This window comes from Amycolatopsis aidingensis (genome assembly GCF_018885265.1).
GTDB lineage: Bacteria > Actinomycetota > Actinomycetes > Mycobacteriales > Pseudonocardiaceae > Amycolatopsis > Amycolatopsis aidingensis.
Genome location: NZ_CP076538.1, coordinates 5640679 through 5662395, shown reverse-complemented (window position 1 = coordinate 5662395; position 21717 = coordinate 5640679). Strand labels below are relative to the sequence as shown.

Annotated in this window: 22 protein-coding genes and 1 pseudogene; 6 read left to right on the top strand and 17 right to left on the bottom strand. The window is 69.8% G+C overall.

What is annotated here, in order from left to right:
• Positions 1-39: 39 nt before the first annotated feature.
• Complete coding sequence (locus KOI47_RS25735; protein WP_216208539.1) at positions 40-774, top strand: TetR family transcriptional regulator; 735 nt, start codon at positions 40-42, stop codon at positions 772-774.
• 70 nt (positions 775-844) lie between these two features.
• Complete coding sequence (locus KOI47_RS25730; protein ID WP_216208537.1) at positions 845-1894, top strand: saccharopine dehydrogenase family protein; 1050 nt, start codon at positions 845-847, stop codon at positions 1892-1894.
• On the opposite strand, the gene KOI47_RS25725 is transcribed toward KOI47_RS25730, so the two are convergent.
• From KOI47_RS25725 to KOI47_RS25710, 4 genes are all read right to left on the bottom strand, one after another.
• Entirely contained in the window at positions 1867-2550 is a 684-nt protein-coding gene (locus tag KOI47_RS25725; RefSeq protein ID WP_216208533.1) for a DedA family protein, read from the bottom strand. The two genes, KOI47_RS25730 and KOI47_RS25725, sit on opposite strands and share 28 nt — an antisense overlap.
• A 195-nt stretch (positions 2551-2745) precedes the next feature.
• Positions 2746-3765: a lipoyl synthase gene (lipA, locus tag KOI47_RS25720; RefSeq protein WP_216208531.1), complete on the bottom strand. Its 1020-nt coding sequence runs from the start codon at positions 3763-3765 to the stop codon at positions 2746-2748.
• 37 nt (positions 3766-3802) lie between these two features.
• Entirely contained in the window at positions 3803-4777 is a 975-nt protein-coding gene (locus KOI47_RS25715; RefSeq protein WP_216208528.1) for an oxidoreductase, read from the bottom strand.
• Positions 4778-4859: 82 nt separating this feature from the next.
• On the bottom strand, positions 4860-5393 hold the full coding sequence (locus tag KOI47_RS25710) for a hypothetical protein (RefSeq protein ID WP_216208526.1): 534 nt from the start codon (positions 5391-5393) through the stop codon (positions 4860-4862).
• A gap of 130 nt (positions 5394-5523) precedes the next feature.
• On the opposite strand from KOI47_RS25710, the gene KOI47_RS25705 reads away from it, so the two are divergent.
• Positions 5524-6165 (top strand): TetR/AcrR family transcriptional regulator, encoded by a 642-nt coding sequence (locus KOI47_RS25705; RefSeq protein ID WP_216208522.1) that lies wholly within the window; start codon positions 5524-5526, stop codon positions 6163-6165.
• Positions 6156-7091, top strand: coding sequence for an LLM class F420-dependent oxidoreductase (locus tag KOI47_RS25700; protein WP_216208520.1), 936 nt, complete (start codon positions 6156-6158; stop codon positions 7089-7091). Before KOI47_RS25705 ends, KOI47_RS25700 begins: the two co-directional genes overlap by 10 nt.
• A gap of 61 nt (positions 7092-7152) precedes the next feature.
• On the opposite strand, the gene KOI47_RS25695 is transcribed toward KOI47_RS25700, so the two are convergent.
• From KOI47_RS25695 to KOI47_RS25685, 3 genes are all read right to left on the bottom strand, one after another.
• Positions 7153-10887, bottom strand: coding sequence for a glycoside hydrolase family 2 TIM barrel-domain containing protein (locus KOI47_RS25695; protein WP_232376251.1), 3735 nt, complete (start codon positions 10885-10887; stop codon positions 7153-7155).
• 115 nt (positions 10888-11002) lie between these two features.
• Complete coding sequence (locus KOI47_RS25690; protein WP_216208513.1) at positions 11003-11194, bottom strand: DUF397 domain-containing protein; 192 nt, start codon at positions 11192-11194, stop codon at positions 11003-11005.
• A 21-nt stretch (positions 11195-11215) separates the two neighbouring features.
• Positions 11216-12043 (bottom strand): helix-turn-helix domain-containing protein, encoded by an 828-nt coding sequence (locus KOI47_RS25685; RefSeq protein WP_216208509.1) that lies wholly within the window; start codon positions 12041-12043, stop codon positions 11216-11218.
• 113 nt (positions 12044-12156) lie between these two features.
• Between KOI47_RS25685 and KOI47_RS25680 the strand changes: the two genes are divergently transcribed.
• On the top strand, positions 12157-12441 hold the full coding sequence (locus KOI47_RS25680; protein ID WP_216208506.1) for a hypothetical protein: 285 nt from the start codon (positions 12157-12159) through the stop codon (positions 12439-12441).
• Between the two features lies 1 nt (position 12442).
• Here KOI47_RS25680 and KOI47_RS25675 read toward each other — a convergent pair whose 3' ends face one another.
• From KOI47_RS25675 to lpdA, 10 genes and pseudogenes are all read right to left on the bottom strand, one after another.
• Entirely contained in the window at positions 12443-12811 is a 369-nt protein-coding gene (locus KOI47_RS25675; protein ID WP_216208504.1) for a DUF4180 domain-containing protein, read from the bottom strand.
• Complete coding sequence (locus tag KOI47_RS25670; RefSeq protein ID WP_216208501.1) at positions 12804-13244, bottom strand: helix-turn-helix domain-containing protein; 441 nt, start codon at positions 13242-13244, stop codon at positions 12804-12806. The genes KOI47_RS25675 and KOI47_RS25670 overlap by 8 nt, the downstream gene beginning before the upstream one ends.
• 265 nt (positions 13245-13509) lie before the next feature.
• Positions 13510-13623, bottom strand: a pseudogene (locus KOI47_RS36525) (SDR family NAD(P)-dependent oxidoreductase); the annotation flags it as partial.
• 246 nt (positions 13624-13869) lie between these two features.
• The gene (gene lipB / locus KOI47_RS25660; protein ID WP_216208495.1) at positions 13870-14613 is read right to left on the bottom strand and encodes a lipoyl(octanoyl) transferase LipB; all 744 of its coding nucleotides are present in this window, start codon (positions 14611-14613) and stop codon (positions 13870-13872) included.
• 10 nt (positions 14614-14623) lie between these two features.
• Positions 14624-15241 (bottom strand): phosphatase PAP2 family protein, encoded by a 618-nt coding sequence (locus KOI47_RS25655; RefSeq protein WP_216217552.1) that lies wholly within the window; start codon positions 15239-15241, stop codon positions 14624-14626.
• Positions 15242-15273: 32 nt separating this feature from the next.
• Positions 15274-16158 (bottom strand): TIGR01777 family oxidoreductase, encoded by an 885-nt coding sequence (locus tag KOI47_RS25650; protein WP_216217551.1) that lies wholly within the window; start codon positions 16156-16158, stop codon positions 15274-15276.
• A 43-nt stretch (positions 16159-16201) separates the two neighbouring features.
• Positions 16202-16666 (bottom strand): ArsR/SmtB family transcription factor, encoded by a 465-nt coding sequence (locus KOI47_RS25645; RefSeq protein WP_216208492.1) that lies wholly within the window; start codon positions 16664-16666, stop codon positions 16202-16204.
• 16 nt (positions 16667-16682) lie between these two features.
• Positions 16683-17798 (bottom strand): serine hydrolase, encoded by a 1116-nt coding sequence (locus KOI47_RS25640; RefSeq protein WP_216208490.1) that lies wholly within the window; start codon positions 17796-17798, stop codon positions 16683-16685.
• A 114-nt stretch (positions 17799-17912) separates the two neighbouring features.
• A complete protein-coding gene (gene sucB, locus KOI47_RS25635) occupies positions 17913-19733 on the bottom strand; it encodes a 2-oxoglutarate dehydrogenase, E2 component, dihydrolipoamide succinyltransferase (RefSeq protein WP_216208488.1) in 1821 nt (606 codons plus the stop codon).
• A gap of 58 nt (positions 19734-19791) precedes the next feature.
• A complete protein-coding gene (lpdA, locus tag KOI47_RS25630; protein ID WP_216208485.1) occupies positions 19792-21165 on the bottom strand; it encodes a dihydrolipoyl dehydrogenase in 1374 nt (457 codons plus the stop codon).
• A 177-nt stretch (positions 21166-21342) separates the two neighbouring features.
• On the opposite strand from lpdA, the gene KOI47_RS25625 reads away from it, so the two are divergent.
• Entirely contained in the window at positions 21343-21714 is a 372-nt protein-coding gene (locus tag KOI47_RS25625) for an oxidoreductase (RefSeq protein ID WP_216208482.1), read from the top strand.
• Positions 21715-21717 lie beyond the last annotated feature (3 nt).

Here is a 21717-nt window from a genome sequence, read left to right as displayed (position 1 = left end):
ATGGCTGACCAAAGGTAAGTAGAGGGGGAGTCAGTGTCGATGGCTGAACGGCCGACGGGTACCCGGGCGAGAATCCTGGAAACCGCGGAGCGGCTGTTCGTGGAGCGTGGCTACTACGCCACCACGCTGCAGGAGATCGCCGACCATCTCGGCATCACCAAGCCGGCGCTGTACTACCACTTCGGCTCCAAGTCGGACCTGCTGCGCGACCTGCTCGAGCCGATGACCGACGAGCTGGACCAGGCGTTGCAGGAGGCGATCGAGGCCGGCGGTGATGGCGGCGTCCCCGCGGTGCGGACCGTGCTGATGACCGGCTGGCTGGAGGTCTTCCTGCGCTACCGTGGCACCCTGGTGGCGCTCATGCGTGACCTGGCCGCGACGCCGGCGGACGGCTTCGACCGCCTGCTCGCGGTGATGGGCCGGGCGCTGGAAGCGGCGGCGGGCCCCGGCGCGGGGGCCGCCGAGCGGGTGCTGGTGGCCCAGGCCATCTCGGCTATCACCGACCCGGTCGCCCTGCTGCCGGAGCTGTCCGAGGAGCAACTGCGCGAGCATCTGCTCGCCGGGGTGTGGCGGCTGCTCGGTAGCGCACCTGCGCAGGCGCGGCCCACCCGGCGAGCGGCGGGGGGCAGGCCACGCAGGCTCAGCGCGGAGGAGGTCGCCAGCGCGCGGCGGCTGTTCGCGGGCGGGGAGCATTCGGCCGAGGCGCTCGCCGAGTCCTTCGGGGTCTCCCGGGCCACGATGTATCGCCATCTCAAAGGCCATTTACGAGACTGATACTGAGACGAGTTTTGAGACCAAAGCTACCGACTGGTAAGTACGTCGCGGATGCGGCAGGCTGGGCGGCATGAGCTGGATGATCTACGGAGCGAGCGGGCACACCGGGCAACTCGTGGCCGAGCAGGCGATTCGGCACGGGCAGCGCCCGGTGCTGGCCGGCCGCTCGCCGGAGCGGATCGAGCCGCTGGCCGCGCGGCTCGGTCTGGAGTACCGCATCGCGGACCTCGCCGACCCGGCGGCCTTGTGCGCGGCGCTGGAGGGGATCGACGTGGTGGCGCACTGCGCGGGACCGTTCTCCGCGACCGCTGCGCCGATGATCGAGGCCTGCCTGGCCACCGGCACCCACTATCTGGACATCACCGGGGAGATCGACGTCTTCGAGGCGGTCTACGCCCGGCACGCCGAGGCCGAACGGGCCGGGGTGGTGCTGTTGCCCGGTGCCGGGTTCGATGTGGTGCCGACCGACTGCGTGGCGGCCAAGCTCGCCGCGCTGGTTCCCGGGGCGATCGAACTCGACCTCGCCTTCAAGGCCGCGGTGAAGCTGGGCCCCGGCACGGTGAAGACGGCCATCGAGGGTGCCGGCTTCGGTGGCAAGGCGCGGATCGACGGCGAGGTGCGCACGGTGCCGATCGGCCACCGGCGGATCACCGCGGGCTTCCCCTCCGGTCCACGGATGGTGACGGCGATTCCCTGGGGCGACGTCAGCTCGGCCTACCGCTCGACCGGGATCCCGAACATCACCACCTACACCGTGGTCCCGCTGGGTGGCGTGCTCGGTAAGGGACACCGGCTGGCCGCGCCGTTGCTGCGCTCACCCCGGGTGCAGCGGGCGGGTAAAACGCTTGCGGAGCGGTTCGTGCAGCGTGGGGCGGTGGCCAAGGACCGGCGCACCGAGGTGTGGGGGCAGGCGCGGGACGCCGAGGGGCACCGGGTGGCGCTCACCCTGACCACTCCGGACCCGATCGCGCTGACCGCGGACGCGGTGCTGGCCGCCGCGGCCCGGCTGAGCGGCGAGCAGCGGATCGAGCCGGGGGCGCATACCCCCTCTACGGCCTTCGGCGCCGACTTCGCGCTCGAGCTGGAGGGGGTTCAGCTCAGCGAGCCGGTCTCCGGCTGACGCTCCTCGGCAGGCTGCTCCGGGGCCCCGGCCGCCAGCGCCGCGGCCTTGGCGCGCTTGCGCTTGATGACCACCACCGCGGCGATCACGGCGGCGATCGCGATCAGCAGCACCCAGCTGCCCTTGCCCACCGCGTCCTCGATCTGCTTGGCGGCCTCGCCCGCCGCCGAGCCGATCGCGATGTGCAGGGCGCACCATCCGGTGGCGCCGACCGCCACGGCGGGCAGGAACTTGCGGTAGGCCAGGCCGGATGCCCCGGCGGCCGCGGGCACGAGCGTGCGCATGACCGGCAGGAAGATGGCCACCAGCACCGCCCAGGAACCCCGCTTACGCAGGAACGCCGTGGCCCGGTCCCACCCCTCGGCGCCGTGCCGCTCGACCATCCTGGTCTTGCGGATGCGTGGCCCGAACTTCTTGCCGAGCAGGTAACCGACCGAGTCGCCCGCGATCGCGCAGACCGTGGTGACTAGCCACATGATCAGGAACTTGGGCACCGTGTTGGCGGTGGTGCCCAGGATGAACAGACCGGTCTCCCCGGGTGCGATGAACCCGAGCCCCAAGGTGCACTCGCCGAACACGAGCAGGCCGGCCCCCGCCGTCACCCCGGCTGGCGGCAGCCCTTGCAGCCACTCGAGCAGATCGGTCACCAGTGTCACGAGCAAGTCCCCTCGATCGCCGTATTGACGGTCTCCACGCTAGCGCGACCGTAGCCGCCCCGCGTCGGACCTCGGTCAGGGGATCACTCCGCCCACGGTATGACCCACGGCGTGTTTGCCGCCCACATGCGCGTGTTTGCTCCCCACGCGCACGCGTTGGCCGCTCATGCACGCGAGTTGGCTGTTGACGTACGGCTAACGAGCCAGGAGGGAGCTGGCTTCCTGGGCGGCGGGGGTGTGGGTGTCCAGATGCTCCAGCCCCTCCGGCAGGGACTCACCCCGATACCGCTTGGTCTGGGCATACAACCGGCCCGCTCGATACGACGACCGCACCAGCGGACCCGCCATCACCCCGGCAAACCCCAACCGCTCCGCCGTACGCGTATGCGCCACGAACTCCTCCGGCTTCACCCACCGATCCACCGGCAAATGCCGCGGCGAAGGCCGCAAATACTGCGTAATCGTCACAATCTCACACCCCGCCCCCACCAGATCAGCCAACGCCGGCTCCACCTCATCCGGCGACTCCCCCATCCCCAGAATCAAATTCGACTTCGTCACCAACCCCGCATCCCGCGCCCGCGACAACACCTCCAACGACCGCTCATACCGAAACCCCGGCCGCACCCGCCGAAACAACCGCGGCACCGTCTCCACATTATGCGCCAGCACCTCCGGCCCCGAGGAGAACACCTCCCCCAACTGACCCGGATCAGCATTGAAATCCGGGATCAACAACTCCACCCCCGTCCCCGGATTCACCCCATGAATCTGCCGCACCGTCTCCGCATACAACCACGCCCCACCATCCGCCAGATCATCCCGCGCCACCCCCGTCACCGTCGAATACCGCAACCCCATCGCCCGCACACTCTCCGCCACCTTCCGCGGCTCCGCCACATCCAACGCCGCAGGCCGACCCGTATCAATCTGACAGAAATCACACCGCCGCGTGCACTGATCCCCACCAATCAGGAACGTCGCCTCCCGATCCTCCCAACACTCATAAATATTCGGGCACCCCGCCTCCTCACACACCGTGTGCAACCCCTCACGGCGCACCAACCCCTTCAACTCCGTGAACTCCGGACCCATCCGCACCCGCGTCCTGATCCACGACGGCTTCTTCTCAATCGGCGTCTCACTGTTACGCACCTCAAGACGCAACAACTTCCGACCGTTCGGTGCAGCTGGGCCATTCGTCGACGTACTCACACCGGCCACCCTACGCCCGGAGTTCGGCCCTGTCGGTCTACTCGGGATCAGGGGTGATCCCGGTCAACCGCGCGGTGAGCTCCCACAATCCGCTGCCGGTCTCCGGCTTGAGCGCACGCCCGAGCGGGCGCACCACCTCGGGATGGCCGCGCAGCCCGCGCAGGCCGTCCGGCCCGACGTAACAGCCGCCGGTCACCCCCGCGGCGGTGGCGGCGTAGAGCTGCGGCAGGGTGCCCATCCGCACGTTCTGCGCCAGCGCCAGCTCACCGATCTTCGCGCCCACGGCGAGCGTGGTGCGTACGACGGGGTTGCCATGCGAACCGGCCATGGCGGAACCGAGGTTGGTGATCGTGTAGCCGGGGTGGGCGGCCACGCTGAGCACCGGGTCACCCGCCGCACGCAGCCTGCGGTCGAGTTCGATGGCGAACACCTGGTTGGCCAGTTTCGCCTGCCCGTACGCGGTGGCCGGGTTGTACCGGCGCCGCTCGAAGTTCGGGTCCGCCAGGTCGATCCGCCCGGAGGCGGCGGCCAGGCTGGACAGGGTCACCACCCGAGGTTCGTCTCCCTCGGCCGCGGCACGCCGCAGTGCGGGCATGAGCAGCCAGGTGAGCGCGGCGTGCCCGAGGTGGTTGGTGCCGAACTGGGTCTCGAACCCGTCCACCGTGGTGCCCTTGGGGGTCGCCATCACCCCGGCGTTGTTCAGCAGGATGTCCAGCCGGTCCCCGGTACGCCCGCGCACGACACCGGCCGCCTCCCGCACCGAGCCGAGGTCGGCAAGGTCGAGCCGGACCAGCTCCGGGCGGTTGCCCTGACCCGCCTGCGCGGCCACCTCTGCCAGTGCGGCTTCGCCGCGTTCGGGGGAGCGGCAGGCGAGCAGCACCCGCGCCCCCTTCGCCGCCAGCACCCCGGCGCTGCGCAGGCCGAGTCCCGAGTTCGCGCCGGTGATCAGCACCGTGCGGCCGGACTGGTCCGGGATATCGGCTTCGGTCCACTTCACCGTCTGGGTAACCATGTGGCCAGCTAACTACAGCCGCAGGTGCCGACGCCATACTCGCGAGTAGCCCTCTCAGTGTCCTCTCAGCGGAGGAGGCCGATCAGGCGCTCGGGGCCAGCATCTTCAGCAGCTGACCCACCGGGTTGCGCCTGCGCGGCCCGGTACGCACCGGGGAGTTCTCCACCAGCGACACGAAAGCGGCACCGATCCGGGCCGCCTCCTGAGCGGACTCGTACGGCTCGGCCAGTCCCGCGGTGACGGCCAGCACCCGGTGCTCGGTGTCCTGCGCCTGACGCAGCGACGGGTAGCGGTCGACCTGCGCGTCCAGCACGGCCCGCAGCACCCAGTGTTCCCGGGTGGCCCGTTGCCACGCCCTGGACACCGCGTCCACCTGGTCGCGCCCGCTGGGTACGTCGGCCACGTCCTCCGGGCCGCCGACCTCGGTGCGCAGGTATCCGGTGAGCAGTTGTGTCCACTTGTAGTGCAGCGCGAGCAGCAGGTTCTCTTCGGTTCCGAACGCATCCACGGCACCGGGGATCTCGGAGAACGGCAGCGGCCCCGCAGGGTCGCGCCGTGCCTGACGCAGGACGGCCGCCATGACGTCGCGTCGTTGGTAGAAGTCGTTCCAGCTCATGGCGTGCTTCCCCTTCCGTGATCCGAGTCATACCGCCGGTTTGCGGCATACTCTCGGTACGGACCTGACACGGACAACATACCACGAGTACGGCGATCAAATGTCGCGTAGAGTTGTGAGGGTGGCGACAATGAAGTCAAGGCGGCTCGACTATTCGGAGTCCACCAGGGCGGCCCTGGTGGACAGTGCCGTCGAGCTGTTCACCAGCCGGGGCTACGCGGGTACCTCGCTTGACGAGATCGCCAAGCGCGCGCGGGTCACAAAGGGTGCCCTGTATCACCACTTCAGCGGCAAGCAGGCCCTGTTCGAGGCCGCTTTCGACGCGGTGGAGACGCTGGTGATCGAGCGGCTGCAGCAGATCATGCAGGGGCCGGAGCCGCCGTGGGAACGCGCGATCAGTGGGCTGCGGGCGTTCATCAGGAATTGTCTCGACCCCTCGTATCAGCGCATCGTCATTCACGAAGCGCCGGTGGTAATGGGATGGGAACGCTGGCGTGAGGCCGAGGACCATTTCAGTTTCGGCATCATCCTGGCCAGCCTGGAGGATCTGATTCAGGCCGGTGAGCTGGACGAAATGCCGGTCGAGATCACCGCGCGGCTGCTGTTCGGCGCGTTGTCCAGCGCGGCCACCACGATCGCAAGCTCGCCGGACCCGAAGAAGGTCGGCGCGCAGGTGGAGAGCGTGATCGTGCATTTGCTCGGCGGCATCCGGAGGACACCCGGCGACAAGCCAGGGCAGCAGGGGCCAGCTAGGCTCCAGCCGTGGAACTGAGGATCTTTACCGAACCCCAGCAAGGCGCGAGCTACGACGATCTGCTGCGGATCGCGAAGAAAACGGAGGATGCCGGATTCGATGCGTTCTTCCGGTCCGACCACTACCTGAAGATGGGCCCGGTCTCCGGCCTTCCCGGGCCGACCGACGCCTGGGTGACCCTGGCCGGGCTGGCCAGGGAGACCTCCCGGATCAGGCTGGGCACCCTGGTCACCGCCGCCACCTTCCGGCACCCCTCGGTGCTGGCCATCTCAGTGGCGCAGGTGGACCAGATGTCCGGCGGGCGGATCGAGCTGGGGCTGGGCTCCGGCTGGTACGCCGATGAGCACACCGCCTACGGGCTGCCACTACCGGAGATCCGCGAGCGGTTCGACCTCTACAGCGAGCAGCTCGCCGTGGTCACCGGTCTGTGGGAGACCCCGGAGGGCGAGACCTTCTCCTTCGACGGTAAGCACTACCAGCTCGCCGACGCGCCGGGGCTGCCGAAGCCGGTGCAGCGCCCGCGGCCGCCGGTGATCATCGGCGGGGGCGGCAAGAAGCGCACCCCCGAGCTCGCCGCTCGCTACGCCGACGAGTTCAACCTGCCCTTCGCGGATGCCGACACCGCCGCCGCCCAGTTCGCCAGGGTCGCCGACGCGGCCGGTGCGGCAGGCCGGGGGCCGGGGGAGATCGTGTATTCGGCCGCGCAGGTGGTGGCCATTGGCAGGGACGAGGCCGAGATCGCCCGCCGCGCCGCTGCCATCGGCCGCGAGGTCGACGAGCTGCGGCAGAACGGCCTCGCGGGCACGCCTGCCGAGGTCGTGGACAAGATCGGTCGGTACCGGGAGGCCACCGGGATCACCCGGCTCTACCTCCAGGTGCTGGACCTTTCCGACCTCGACCACCTGGACCTGATCGCCGCCGAGGTCCAGCCCCAGCTGGCCTGATCAACCGCAGTGAGTGGCCCGTTCGCTGCGAAAAATGTAGGGAACGGGCCACTCACAGCGGTCAGCGGGGGAGGCCGGTGCGTACCTCGCCGGGAGACAGCGGGCGCAGCACCATCGAGTACTCGTGGTCGGCGTCCGCGGCCACCTGGTAGCGCTCGCGCACCGGATTCGGGGTGTCGCCGACCCCGGTCACCGCGTGGCTCGCGTGCAGGGTCACCCACCCCTCGTTGCGCCGCAGCTGGAACGGGTAGGCCGCGCGGTCCAGGTCGTCGTAGGCGCTCACGCTGACCTCCGGCGCCCCGGACACCAGCAGCCCGCCCGAGCGCCGGTCGGTCAGCAGCGCCCACCGGGTGTCGGTGTGGTTCCCGTGGCTTTGCGGCCGGTGGTACTCCACGTACTGGTCATCGACCGTGCTGGTGTGCACGCCGAACGGGGTGCCGTCCTTGCGGTCGGTGTAGCTCTCCTGCGGCCCGCGCCCGTACCAGGCGAACTCCCGGAACCGCTCGGGAACGGTTAGCGAGACGCCCACCCGCGGCAGGTACGGCAGATCCCGCATCCCGCCCCGCGGGCGCACCCTGTGGTCCAGCCGGATCGTGCCCGCCGCGTCCACCCGGTAGGTCAGCTCCTGCTCGAACCAGGCGTTGTCCACGTCCGGGGCGGACACCCTGCTGCGCACGGTGATGGTGGCGGTGCCGGGTCCGGTGCGGTCCGCCTCGACGGCCCGCACACTGGTCTCCAGCCGGTCCAGGCCGACCGCGCGCCAGTCCTCGCCCTCGGCACGGCCCCAGGCGAAGGTCTCGTTGCTGATCGGCGCCCGCCAGGCGTCCAGCTCCGGACCGCCGTGCAGCAGTTCGGTGCCGCGTACCCGCATCGAGGACAGGGTTCCCGATTCGCGGTCGAGTACGTACCGGAAACCCTTGCCGGACACCGTGATCCGCTCCTCGTCCTGGGTGAGGCCGAGCCGGTGGTGGCCGGGGTCGGGTAGCGCGCCGCCCGGGATCCGGTTTCCGGCCAGCGCGAACTGGTCGTGCGCCAGCACGTGCCCGCGTGGCAGCATCGGCTGCCCGGCCACGGTCACCGCCTCGACGCTCAGCCAGCGCTCGGCATCCCGGGGGTTCGGCGGTATCCACGGCCGGAACCTGGTGGTGGCGCCGGGTGCCACGTCCAGCCGCCGGACGCCCCGGGCCACCGTACGGGCGCCCTCGATGACCTTCCAGCGCAACCGCAGGTCGCCGGTGCCGGTGAACCGTCGCTCGTTGTGCACGCTCACGGCGCCGTCGGCGTAACCGAACCGGATCGGCTGGTGCGCCCAGGCCAGCTGCGCGGTTTCTGGCTGAAGGTCGCGGTCCGCACCGATCAGTCCGTCCACACCGGACAGTGTGGAGCCGTAGGAGAGATAGCTGCCCCGCTCCTCGATCCGGTCGAAGTTCAGTGCCAGCAGGGAATCCGTGGCCGGGTCGGCCCCGGAGCGGAGCTCGTCGGCAGTCAACGGCCGGTCGTAGATCCGCACGTCGTCCACCACGCCGTGCGCCAGCCTGCCGACGTCGGACGGGTCGTTCCACGATATCTCCGAGTTCCGCCCGATGTTCACCTCGCCGGAAGACCGGTCGATCGTGCCCTCGAACGGGGTGCTGCCCACCTCGGTCCCGTCGATATACAGGCGCAGCGCCGAGCCGTCGTAGGTTCCGGTCACCCGGTGCCAGTTGGTGTAGAAGTCGTCCGGAACCGTTGCCCGCACGGTGCGCCAAGTTCCACTATGGACGAAGAACTCCAGGGTGTTCTCGGTTTTCATCTTCAGCGCGTACTGGTGGTCGCCCTTGGCGATGATGGTGAAGTCGCCTGTCCACGGGCGTGCCGGTTTCACCCAGGCATCCAGGGTGAGCGAGGTTCCGGTGAGATCCAGTCTGCGGTCCCGGTAGACCTCCACGAAGTCGTCCAGGCCGGACAATGCAAGCGCCTTGCCGCGGTGGCCGTCGACCAGTTCGGGTGCGCCGGAGAGGTGCGCCATGATCTCGTTGCCCGAACGGTCCGGGACCATCCGCAACCGCTGCCGGATGTTCTGCTCGGCCCAGTCCCAGATGAAGCCGCCCTGGGCCTGCGGGTTGGCCCGGATGATGTCCCAGAACTCCCGGAAGTTGCCAAGGCTGTTGCCCATGGCGTGCGCGTACTCCCCGAAGATGATCGGCTTATCGGTGTTCTCGACCTGCTCGGCGAACTTCTCCGGGGACGGGTAGCGCGGCCCCCACACGTCGGCGAAAGGCGCGTCCCCGTCCGGGAAGTTCGACTGGTGGTACAACGGGCGCGAGGGGTCCGTCGCCCTGGCCCACTCGGCCATCTCGTAGTGGTGCGCGCCGAGCCCGGCCTCGTTGCCGGTATCCCAGAGGAACACGCTGGGGTGGTTCTTGTCCCGCTGCACCATCGCGATGAAGCGGTCCAGGAACGCATCCCGCCACTGCGGCCTGCTGGCCAGGCAGTCCTGCGGGCAGGACTCGTGGTTGTGCGTCTCGATGTCCACCTCGTCGGCGACCCACAGCCCGTGCCTGTCCGCAAGCTCGTAGAGATAGGGATCGGAAGGGTAGTGCGAGGTGCGCACGGCGTTGACGTTGAGCTGCTTCATCAGCGCCACGTCCTGCTCCTGGCGGGAGCGGGGCACGTGCCGCCCGTGGTCCGGATCGGTTTCCGCGCGGTTCACGCCCTTGAACAGCGGCGGTTCGCCGTTGACCAGGAGCTGCTTGTCCCGGACCTCGATCTCCCGGAAGCCGACCGACTCGCTGGTGATGTGCCTGACCTCGCCGTCCGGCCCGGTCAGCGTGAGGACGAGGGTGTACAGGTTCGGGGTCTCCGCGGTCCACTTGGCCGGGTCGTCCACCGGCATGGCCAGGGTGACCTCGGCGGACTCGCCGGTCACCTGGACCGGGACCCGGCCCGCGACCACCTCGCGGCCCTGGGCGTCGCGCAGGCTGCCGGTCACCGCGTAGTCGCCTGCCTGGCCGTTCTCCTTGCGGGCGAGGGAGACCGTGCTGGTCAGGGTGGCGTCGGTGTAGGTCTCGTCCAGGTCGGTGCGGACGGTGAGGTCGCGCAGGTAGGTGTTCGGCGTGGAGTACAACCAGACCGAGCGGAAGATGCCGGAGTACCGCCACTGGTCCACGTCCTCCAGGTACGAACCGGAGCCCCAGCGGTGCACCTGCACGGCGATCCGGTTGCCGCCGGGATGCAGGGCGGCGGAGATGTCGAACTCGGCCGGGGTGTAGCCGCCCTGGTCGTAGCCGATGTACTCGCCGTTGACCCAGACGAAGTAGCCGGAGGTGACACCCTCGAAGCGCAGGAAGGTGCTGCGCGGTTCCCAGTCGGCCGGCAGTTCGAAGTCGCGGGCGTAGGCGCCGGTGGGGTTGATGTCCCTGGGGACGTGCGGCGGGTCGTCCGGGACCATCTCGGTCGCGATGTTGCGGAAGATCGGATGGTCCAGCCCGTCGGTCTGCCAGGTATGTGGCACCGAGACGGTCCGCCACCCGCTGACGTCGTAGTCCTCGGCGTAGAAGCCATCCGGGACCTGCCTGGGGAGGTCCGCCATGGCGATCTTCCAGTCGCCGTCCAGGCTGCGGGTGTACGGCGTGTCCTCGGTGCGCCGGGCGGCGGACTCGGCGTCGGCGTAGGGGCGGAGCTCGGCGTGCGGTTCCTGCTGGCCCTCGCCGGTCATCCGGGGATCGTCCAGGTAGGTGTAGGCGTCCGGGGGCGGTTCGGCGGCCGAGGCCGGCACACCGGCCGCTGGGGGCATCAACACAGCGGCAATCAACATGACCGGAACCAGGACGCGCAGCCAACGCATCACGAACCTCCATGTCCGAACAAAGTCGAACATCATCAGACAGCAGACAACGCTGGGAGGTCAATAGGACATAAGGTGTAGTGACTTACCGTGAAAAATTCACGGAGCGCAGCGCCCGCCAGGCGGACGAGGGAAAGATGAGCGCGCCGGCGCCGGGTTCCTTCGAGTCCCTAACCGCGACCGCGGCACCCACGAACGCCACCTCGACACAGTCAGCGTCCGTACCTTCGCCGCCGCTGTGGCTGCTCTTGCGCCATCGAGCATCGGTCAGGTCCACGGGTGCCTCTTCCAGCTCGGCTCATAGCTTCGCGACCATCCGCCGCACCAGTGCGATCGAGTCCTGCTCGTCCAGCGCCAGGTCGGCAAGATGGTCGAACATGAGCCTAGCAGCGCTTACCTCGCTTTCCTTCTCGATCTGCACGGCGCCGACCCCGTAGTCGAGATACATCAGATCGGGCTCTTCGCGGTCGGGGAAGCTCACCACGATGAAGTTGCTGTACAGCCCGCTGTGCGGGCCGCTTGCGTGCGGGATCACCTGCACGGTGACGTTCGGCAGCGCGGATCGTTCGATGATCCTGTCCAGCTGCTCCCGATCGCACATCGGCCGGTGTAGTGCGGTCTCGTCGATCACCGCGTGCACGGTGAGTACTGGATCCTCGGTGAGCCTGCGTTGCCGCCGCAGCCGCACCGCCACCGCGTTCTCCAGTTTCTCGTCCTTCAACGGCTTTCGCGCCGAGGCGAATGCCCGTCGCATGTAGGTCTCGGTTTGCAGAATTCCGGGGATGAAGCCGAGTTGGTAGGTGCGGACGACCGATGCTTCCGCCTCGATGCTGACGAACCCTCGGTTGTCGTGGCCGTACTGGTGCCACCAGCCTTTCTCGCAGGCCCGGTCGTAGAGCGCGATGTAGGGCTCCACATCGGAGGTGATCACGCCGTACAGGTCGATCATCGCGCGGAAGTCCTGGTATCCCGGCAGTTGGCCCTTCTCGATCCGGCTGATCTTCGAGCCGGAGAGCCGTAGCTGGCGCCCCACCTCCTCCTGGCTCATCCGTGCCTGCTCGCGCAACTTGCGCAGGGTGCGCCCGAGTTGGCGCATCGGGAAACTCGGCTTGCGCGGTATGCCCATCGATTCTCACCCCTCGACGCCGTGTGATCACGCATCGTAGATCGACGGAACGACAGTCGAGAATCCTGATCTGGCCCTGCCCGACTACGGATTGGCGAGGTCAGCATCACTCTGTGCACGTTCCGGGCTATCCACACGAGATCGAGTACCGCCGCGAGCGGGCGAAGGGGTACCGCGACCACCTCTACACCGAACTGGCCGACGACATGGGTTTCTGCCTGGTCCACCGCGAGGATCGGCGGGAGGCCTATCTGGTCGAGTACACGGCGGTCTGCGCGGAGGACTTTCTGGGCCGGGTGCATGCCCCACGCGGTACCTGGGTGGTCAGCGTGTACCGGCGGTGGCCGGAGGCGACCCGCGACCACGTGGTCACCATCCGGCTGCGCTGGTCGCCCTGAGCTACCGCCGGTTCAGCCGGTCGGCGAGCTCGTCGAGGTCGGCGAGGAACCAGACCTGCTTACCCTGGTTGGACTCGTGCACGAACGCGCGCAGGGCGGAGCTTTCCGCGACATACCCGGACAGGTCCCCGATGATCGCCAGCCGCACCTGGTAGTTGGTGAACTTCTGTAGCACCTCGCCCGCGATCCGGGTCTCCAGGTTGAAAAACTCGTCCCCGCACCGTGCGACCGGGACGGCGAGCATCTCCGCCTCGTGCCCCCAGAAATGTCCGATCAGGTCCAGCGCGCTCTGTGCGCCGTTCAGCTTCGGGCCCTCGGCGTCGAGGTGCAGCACCCGCGTCCCGTGCAACTGCACGGTTGTGTCAGTCATCGTTCGCTCCCACCAGTGGTTCGATCAGGCGCAGCAGTTCGGCGCTTGCGGCCAGATCACCCAGCACGACCACTTTCATCCGTGCCCGTTCCTCGTCGTAGGCGGTTTCCACGCGCAGCGGCCGCATGTCCTCCCTGCGATGCGCGGTCGCCCCCATGAGCAGGGTGGACATCCGGTCCGCGTCCGCCCGGCTGATCGCGTCCACCTGCACGATGCTGGACACCTCGACATGCCGTTCGGTCCGGACGGTGTCCCGTTCGGGCAGCACGTCGGGGTGCCCGGTGAAGGCTTCCAGGTCCTCGCGGCTGATCCGGTACTGCTTACCGATCCGGACCGCGTTCAGTCGCCCGTCCCGTACGTAGTTGCGGACCGTTCGTACGTGCAAGCCGAGCAACTCGGCCACCTGATCGACCGAGTACAGCTCTCGCGCCATGGCCACTCCCTAGGTCCGAAAAGTACTGCAAAGGAACCTAACAGTGTCCTAATAGGGAGTGATAGGGAATTTCCAGGCAGGTTAGGCAGGATGGAGTAGTCACCCACCGATCAGCCGTGTTTGCCGCTGGCGCGCATGCGTTGGCCGTCCACGCGCATGCTTTGGCCGTTCGCATACACGGCACAGGGCTCACCGATCGCGCCGCCGATGCGCAGCTCCACCGGGCGAACTGGCGCCGGTGGCGGCCGGCGTCCCGGACGAAGCCTGGCTGCACCACTGAAACGCCGACCCCGGTGCCGGGCAGATCCTGGCGAAAGCCGTGTGCGAACCCGCGTAACCCGAACCTGGCGGCGTTGTACAACGAGGCTGCGGGCGAGGCCGTCCTGCCGGAAACGAGCCGACCAGCACCACCTGGCCCGCCCGGTCTCGATCATCGCGGGCGCGAGCAGCCTGGCGGGCATGATCGGCGCGCGGTCGATCCTGCGATGCGCATCCGGAAGCCTCCCGGCTCGCTGTTCGTTCAGGCGAACGATCGTATGTGAAGCGCAAACGCGCGGATGGGGGCGGCCAACGCGTGCGCACAGACGGCAAACGCGCGCGCGTGGGGGGCAAACACGCCGGGGGGTCAGGTTTGCAGGGCGAAGGTGACGCCGGGGGCGGCGGGTTGCTCGGGGCGGGGGAGCCAGCGTTCCTCGTTCACCGGCAACACGCCGTCCAGTGCGTCCAGCACGGCGTCGCGGGCCAGCGGCAGGGCTTCGGCGACGGTGACCCTGCGACCGGTCTCGCGGGTCAGCGAGGTGACCCCGGCGTCCCGGATTCCGCAGGGCACGATCTTGTCGAAGGCCGAGAGGTCGGCATCGCAGTTCAGCTCGAAACCGTGCATGGTCACCCCGCGCTGCACCCGGATCCCGATCGCGGCGATCTTGCGTTCCGGACCACCATCGTCGGCGGGGATCCACACCCCGCTGCGGCCCTCGACCCGTCCGGTGTGCACCCCGAACTCCTCGCACACCCTGATCAGCGCCTCTTCCAGTCGCCGCACGTAGTGCACCACGTCGATCGGGTCGGCCAGCTTGATGATCGGGTAGCCCACCAGCTGCCCAGGGCCGTGCCAGGTGATCTTGCCGCCACGGTCCACGTCGATCACCGGGGTGCCGTCGGCAGGCCGGTCCCCTGGCTCGGTCCGCTTACCGGCCGTGTACACCGAGGGGTGCTCCAGCAGCAGCATCGTGTCCGGCTGCTCGCCCTCGGCCCGCCCGGTCACCTGCTGCCGCTGCAACTCCCACGCTTCCAGGTAGTCGAGCATGCCGACCTCGCGGACCACGACCGGCTCGGCGGCGGCGCGGCAGGAAACCACGGAACTACTCACGAGCCTGAGGCTACGCTGCCTTCCCCGCCGCCGACAGTTCGTCCGCCTGTGACGGCAGCAACCGCAGCGCCAGGCAGCCGAGCAGCCCGGCCCCGGCCACCGCGAGTACCGCGCCCACGGTGTCGCTGACCCAGTGCACCCCGAGCACGATCCGGCAGGCCGCGCTCAGCACGGTCGCCAGCACCGCCACCCCCGCCACCCACCGCAGCAGCCGCGGCGCCAGCCAGGCGCACAGCACCACCAGCGCGAACCCGGTGCTGGCCACCGAGACCACATGCCCGCTCGGGTAGGCGAAATCCGGATACGCCCTTGGCCGGTCCCGCAGGTAGATGGGCTTGAACACGAAGCTGGTGAGCCGGCACAGCGCCAGCAGCACCCACACCCGCAGCAGTAGCATCGCGCGGGCGCGCTGCCCGCGCCGCCACCGCACCCAGGCGGCGACCAGCAGTACGCCCGCGAGCAGCACCGGCAGCAGCGGGCCCAGCAGCACATCGCTGAGCAGGGCCGTCACCGTGCCCAGCGGCCGCAGCCACTGCCCGCGAAACGCCTCCACCACGGCCCGGTCCACATCCAGCGGCCGGTCCCGCACCAGCAGCCCGAGCGCGAGGAAGGCGGCACACAGCAGCATGCCCAGCACCGCCGCGGGGACCGGGCGCCGGATCACAGCACCGCGGCCAGTGCTTCGTCGAGGTCGGTGTACGTGAACTCGAACCCGGCGGCCTCCAGGGCGCGGGGCACGGCCCGCTGCCCGTACAACGCCATCTCCTCCCCGGCCTGGCCGAGTGCGACCTTCAGCGCCGCCCCTGGCACCCACCAGGGCGCTGGCCGGTGCAGCGCCCTGCCGAGCGCCTTGGTGAACTCGGCGTTGCGTACCGGGTTCGGCGAGCACAGGTTCACCGGGCCGGACAGGGCGTCCCGCTCCAGCGCGAACTGGACGGCAGCGGCCTCGTCGGTGCTGCTGATCCACGGCATGAACTGCCTGCCATCGCCCAGCCTGCCGCCGAGCGCGAGCCCGAACAGCGGTTTCAACGGGGTCAGCAGCCCACCCTTGCCGGACAGCACCAGCCCGGTCCGCACGGACACCACCCTGGCTCCCGCCTTCGCCGCGGGGGAGGCGGCGGCCTCCCATCCCGCACACAGCTCGGCAAGGAACCCCGAACCCGGCGGGGCGGACTCGTCCAGCTCGGCCTCCCCGCCATTGCCGTAGTAGCCCACGGCGGAGGCGTTCACCAGGACGGGGACGTCGTGCTCGGCGACCGCCTCGGCGAGCACCTCGGTGGGTTCCAGCCTGCTGTCGGTCAGCACCTGCTTGCGCGCCGCGCTCCACCTGCCGGGCAGCAGCGGGGCGCCGCAGAAGTTGGCCACCGCGTCGACGCCCGCGAAGGCACCCTCGGCGATCGAGCCCGCGGGCGGGTCCCACCGGTACTCGTCCTGGCGCTGAGCGTCGCGGCGCACCAGCCTGCGTACCTCGTGCCCGGCCTCGCGCAGCCGGGCGGTCAGGGTGCTGCCGATCAGGCCGCTGGAGCCCGCGATGAGTACCCGCATCCCCTGATCGTGGCGCATCGTGCCGGACTCCGCACTCCCGGGGTCAGCGCAGCTGCCCTGCGATATCGGCCGATGCGGTGAGCAGCACCAGGACCGGAATGGTCGCGGCGGGCTTCAGCCGGTAGCTGCCGCGTTTGTCGGCCTCCACGATGCCGGCGCCGGTCAGCGCCTTGAGGTGGTGGTAGAACTGCCCTGCCGAGCCGAGCCCGGCAGCCTCCTGCAGGGCACTGCCCGGCTGGGTGCCGTGCCGCGCGAGCTGGCGCACGATGGCGACCCGCGCGGTGTGCGCGAGCGCGGCCAGTACCTCCACCCTCGGCTCGTCCGCCAGCTCGAGCACGGGTTCGGTGGCCACGGTGATCTGCCACTGCAGCTCCCGCGGCTCCTCGGTCCGGCCCTGGTAGCTGAGCACCCCACCGCCCTCGCCTTGCGGCTCCGCCGCGGCCGGCCGGCCTTCGAGTGCGTCGACCCGCCGTTCCAGCTCGGCCAGCCGCGCGAGTACCTCCTGCATACCCCCAGCATGCAGGTCAGTCACCCAGCGCTCGCACCAGCCTGTCCCGCCACCGTGGCTGCGCCAGCACCGAGACGCCCAGCCGCAGGAAGGCGGGCGAGTCGGCGAAGTGCTCCTGCGCGACATCGGTGAGCAGCAGCGCCAGCGCCCCGGTCCGGCCGTCCGCCCAGCGCAGCGACATACCCATGGTCAGCGCGCGCGGCAGGCTGCCGCCCTTGAACCCGATACCCAGCCCACCGGAGGGCACCGAACCGGCCAGCGCGCGTTCCAGGTGGCGCCGCACGATCGGCAGGGCCGACTCCGGGTGGAACCGGCCCGCGGCCAGCGCGTGGTGCATCCGGAACAGCTCCGCGGCGCTGCCGTGCGCGTGCAGCCGGGTCGATGGCCACTGCTCCGCTGGCGTGCGCGGCATGTCCGGGATAGCCCGCAGCACTCGCTCGCGGAAGCCGGGGTCCACCCGGAACCAGTGGGCGAGCCGGTCCCCGGCCATCCGGCGCAGCAACGCCGGGGCACCCGCGGGCGGCGCGTACTCGGGGAGGATCAGCAGCAGCACCTCGCCCTGGAGGGACCGCAGGTCGGGCCGGTACCAGCCGCCCGCCCGCGCGGCGGCGCGCAGCGCCCGGTCGCCCAGCCGCACCCGCAGGTAGTCGGCGGCGGCGTTGTCGCTGAAGTCGATCATCGCCGCGACCAGGGTGTCCAGTTCGATCCGCTGGTCCGGGTCGGCGGCATGCCCCAGCTCGTTGGTCTCGATCCCGAGCGACCGCAGCACCTGCAGGTGCGCGCCGCCGTCGCCGACGTAGGGGTGGTGCAGCTCCCAGTCGCCGATCCGGATCCGTTCCCGCGGGTCCAGCAGGCCGTGGCCGACCGCCGTGGCGTAGGCGGCCAGGTGCACCACCTTGATCGTGGAGGCCAGCAGCTGCTCGGCATGCGGCCGGTGCCGCACCCGGCCGCCCGTGCCGTCGTCCAGCATCAGGCCGACCGAGTCGCGATGCGCGGCGAGCCAGTCCAGCCAACCCTGCGGGGTCCCGGTGCCCGGGGCTGCGGGCGCCGCCGCGCCGACCCCGGCGGGCAGCAGCAGGGCGGCGGAACCGGCGAAGGCGGTGGTGGTCAGCAGGCGGCGGCGAGTGAGCATGGCGGATCCCTCCAGTAGTCCGTAATTCCGGAATACTAGAGTACAGGTGATCCGTTCGGCAAAAAGGGGTCGTGCCCGTCAGCCGACGGACACGACCCCTTTCTTGCCTGTGGGTCAGAGCCCCAGTTCCTCCTCGAAGTTGCCCTCCTCCAGCCGCTGCTTGATCGTGGTCAGGAACCGGCCCGCGTCGGCGCCGTCGATCAGGCGGTGGTCGTAGGTGAGCGGCAGGTACGCCATGGAGCGCACCGCGATGGTGTCGCTGCCCTCGGCATCGGCCACCACCACCGGGCGCTTCACCACGGCGCCGGTGCCGAGCATCCCGGACTGCGGCTGCACGATGATCGGCGTGTCGAACAGCGCGCCGTTGCTGCCGATGTTGGTGATGGTGAAGGTGCCGCCGGTGAGCTCGTCCGGCTTGATCTGGCTGGTCCTTGCCCGCGCGGCCAGGTCGGTGATCCGGTGGGCCAGGCCGGCGAGGCTGAGCTCACCCGCGTTGTGGATCACGACCGAGAGCAGCCCCTTCTCGGTGTCCACCGCGACGCCGAGGTGTACCGCGCCGTGGTAGGTGATCTCCCTGGTCTCCTCGTTGTACGAGGCGTTCACGTTCGGGTGCTGCTTGAGCGCCTCGACCGTGGCCTTGGCGAAGAACGGCAGGAAGGTCAGGTTGACCCCCTCGCGCTCGCGGAAGGCGTTCTTCGCCTGCTGCCGCAGCCGGGCGATCTTGGTGACGTCCACCTCGTGCACCTGGGTGAGCTGCGCGGAGATCTGCAGCGACTCCTTGGTCTTCTCCGCGGTGATCTGCCGGATCCGGCTCGCCTTCTGCACGGTGCCCCGCAGCGCGTCCAGCTCGGGAGAGGGTCCGGTGGGCGCGGCGGGGGCGGCCGGCGCGGAAGGCGCCGGGGCGCTCGGCTGCTGGGGCTGCTGTTGCGGCTGGGCCGGGGCTTGCTGCTTCTGCTTGGTCTCCACCGCGGCCAGCACGTCCTGCTTGCGGATCCGGCCGCCGACCCCGCTGCCGTTCAGGCTGTTCAGGTCGATGCCGTGCTCCGAGGCCAGCTTGCGCACCAGTGGGGTCACGTACGGGGTGCCACCACCGTCGCCGGAGGGCTGCGGCGCCTCGGCGGCCGGCTGCTGTTGCGGTTGGGCCGGGGCCTGCTGCTGCGGCGCGGGCTGCTGCGGCTGGGGCTGGGGCTGCTGGGGCTGTTGCGGCTGAGCCTGCTGGGGCTGCTGTTGCTGGGGTGCCGGGGCCTGCTGCGGCTGGGACTGCGGGGCCGCGGCCGCGGGCTGCGCACCCGCCGCACCGATCACCGCCAGCTGCCCGCCGACCTCGACCGTCTGGTCCTCGCTCGCGGTCAGCTCCAGCACGGTGCCTGCCACCGGGGACGGGACCTCGGTGTCCACCTTGTCCGTGGAGATCTCCAGCAGCGGTTCGTCCACCTCCACGCTGTCGCCGACCTGCTTGAGCCAGCGGGTGACGGTGCCCTCGGTGACGCTCTCGCCGAGCTCCGGCAGGGTCACCGGGGTACCCCCGGATGTGCCGCCGCTCGGCTGCGCCGGGGCCTGCTGCTGGGCGGGCTCCGGCTCGGGCTGCTGGGCAGGCTGCTGGGGCTGCGGTGCCTGCTGCTGAGCCGGGGCCTGCTGCTGTTGCTGCTGGGCCGCGGGCTGCTCCTGCGCGGCCGGCTGCCCGCCACCGCCACCGGAACCGTCGTCGATCACGGCGAGCTCGCCGCCGACCTCGACCGTGTCGTCCTCGCGGGCGACGATCCGCTGGACGGTGCCCGCCACCGGGGACGGGACCTCGGTGTCCACCTTGTCGGTCGAGATCTCCAGCAGCGGCTCGTCCACCTCGACACTGTCACCCTCCTGCTTCAACCACCGGGTGACGGTGCCCTCCGTGACGCTCTCGCCGAGCTCCGGCAGTGTGACGGAGTACGCCATCGTTCGCTGACTCCCTTGCTATGAAAAGTTCCTGGAAAGACTCGGTTGGTTCGCGGCGTCAGCTGTGCACGTGCAGAGGCTTTCCTGCCAGGGCAAGGTGCGCTTCGCCGAGGGCCTCGGACTGGGTGGGGTGGGCGTGGATGAGCGGAGCGACATCCTCGGGGAACGCCTCCCAGTTGTAGATCAGCTGGGCCTCGCTGATCAGCTCGCCGACCCGGTCGCCGACGAGGTGCAGGCCGACCACCGGCCCGTCCGGCGCCTTGATCAGTTTGACCGCGCCGGAGGTCTTCAGGATCTGGCTCTTGCCGTTGCCGCCGAGGTCGTAGGTGAACGTGGTCACCTCGGCTCCGTACTGCTCCCTGGCCTGCGCCTCGGTGAGGCCGACCGAGGCGACCTCAGGGTGCGAGTAGGTGACCCGCGGGATGCCTGCCTCGTCCACCGCGCGCGGCTGCAGCCCGGCGATCTCCTCGGCCACGAAGATGCCCTGCTGGAACCCGCGGTGCGCCAGCTGCAGGCCGGGCACGATGTCGCCGACCGCGTAGACGTTCGGCAGGCTGGTGCGCAGCCGCTCGTCGGTGCGCACGAACCCGCGCTCCATGGTGATCCCGGCCTCCTCGTAGCCGTGGCCAGCGGAGTTCGGGCCGCGGCCGACGGCGACCAGCATCAGGTCGGCCTCCAGGGTCTCGCCGGACTCCAGCGACACGCTCACGCCGCTGTCGGTCTGCTTGGCTCCGGTGAACTTCACCCCGGTCTTGAAACCGATCTTGCGGCGGCGGAAGGCGCGCTCGAGCTGCTTGGAGGCGAACTCGTCCTCGTTCGGCACCAGCCGGGGCAGTGCCTCCACGATGGTCACCTCGGCCCCGAAGGAGGCCCAGACGCTGGCGAACTCGACGCCGATCACCCCGCCGCCGAGCACGACGACCTTCTCCGGGACGAAGTCCAGGTTCAGCGCCTCGTCGCTGGCGATGACCCGGCCGCCGAGGTCGAGGCCGGGCAGCGTCTTGGAGTACGAGCCGGTGGCCAGCAGCAGGTTCTTGCCGGTGTAGCGGGTGCCGTCCACCTCGACCGTGGTGCCGCCGACGAAGGTCCCTGTTCCCTCGACCAGGTTGACCTTGTGCGCCTTGACCAGGCCCTGTAGTCCCTTGTAGAGGCGGGACACGATGGAGTCCTTGTACTTGTTCACCCCGCCGATGTCCACACCCTCGAAGGTGGTCTTGACCCCGAACTGCTCGCTGTCCCGAGCCGAGTCGGCGACCTCCGCCGCATGCAGCAGAGCCTTGGTCGGGATACACCCACGGTGCAGGCAGGTCCCTCCCAGCTTGTCCTTCTCGATCAGGGTGACGGAAAGGCCGAGCTCGGCCGCGCGGAACGCTGCGGCATAGCCGCCCGAGCCGCCACCAAGGATCACAAGGTCGGCGGAGGTGTCGGTCACTTCAGTACTCCTAGGCAGGCATTGTGGTGCTCATGGGGTGGGTTGCCGCGCTGAACGGCCGTTCGACCCACCTCATCTTGTCATCATGTACGGCAGGCTTGCGACCGAGCCGGGTCCGCGGGGTGGCGCCCGGGATAATGGGGCGGGCGACGACGTGACAGGTAGGCGAGAGGTGAGGTGGTCGAAGTGGGCCTTTTCGACTCGTTGCGGCGAAAGCGAAAGGGCGGCCAGAAGCCCGGTACGCTGCGCAAAGCCAGCTCGATCGACACTCAGCACCTTGACGAGTGGGCGGCGAGCAGGCGGGGTGTCGAGGCCTATGTGGAGCCGCGCACGAACGTGACCGAGACGACCGTGGTGTTGATCGCGCACGACGGGGAGTGGACCCGCAGGCGGATCGACAGCCTGGAGGTGGCCCAGCAGTTCGGGAAGAAGCGCTCGATGCCGGTCTACGAGGTCGCCAAGGTCGGTTACCCGCAGCGGATGCGCGACTACACCGAACGCCAGCGGATCCTGCAGCGCCGTCGTCGCCAGTCCGAGGACACCCCCTGACCC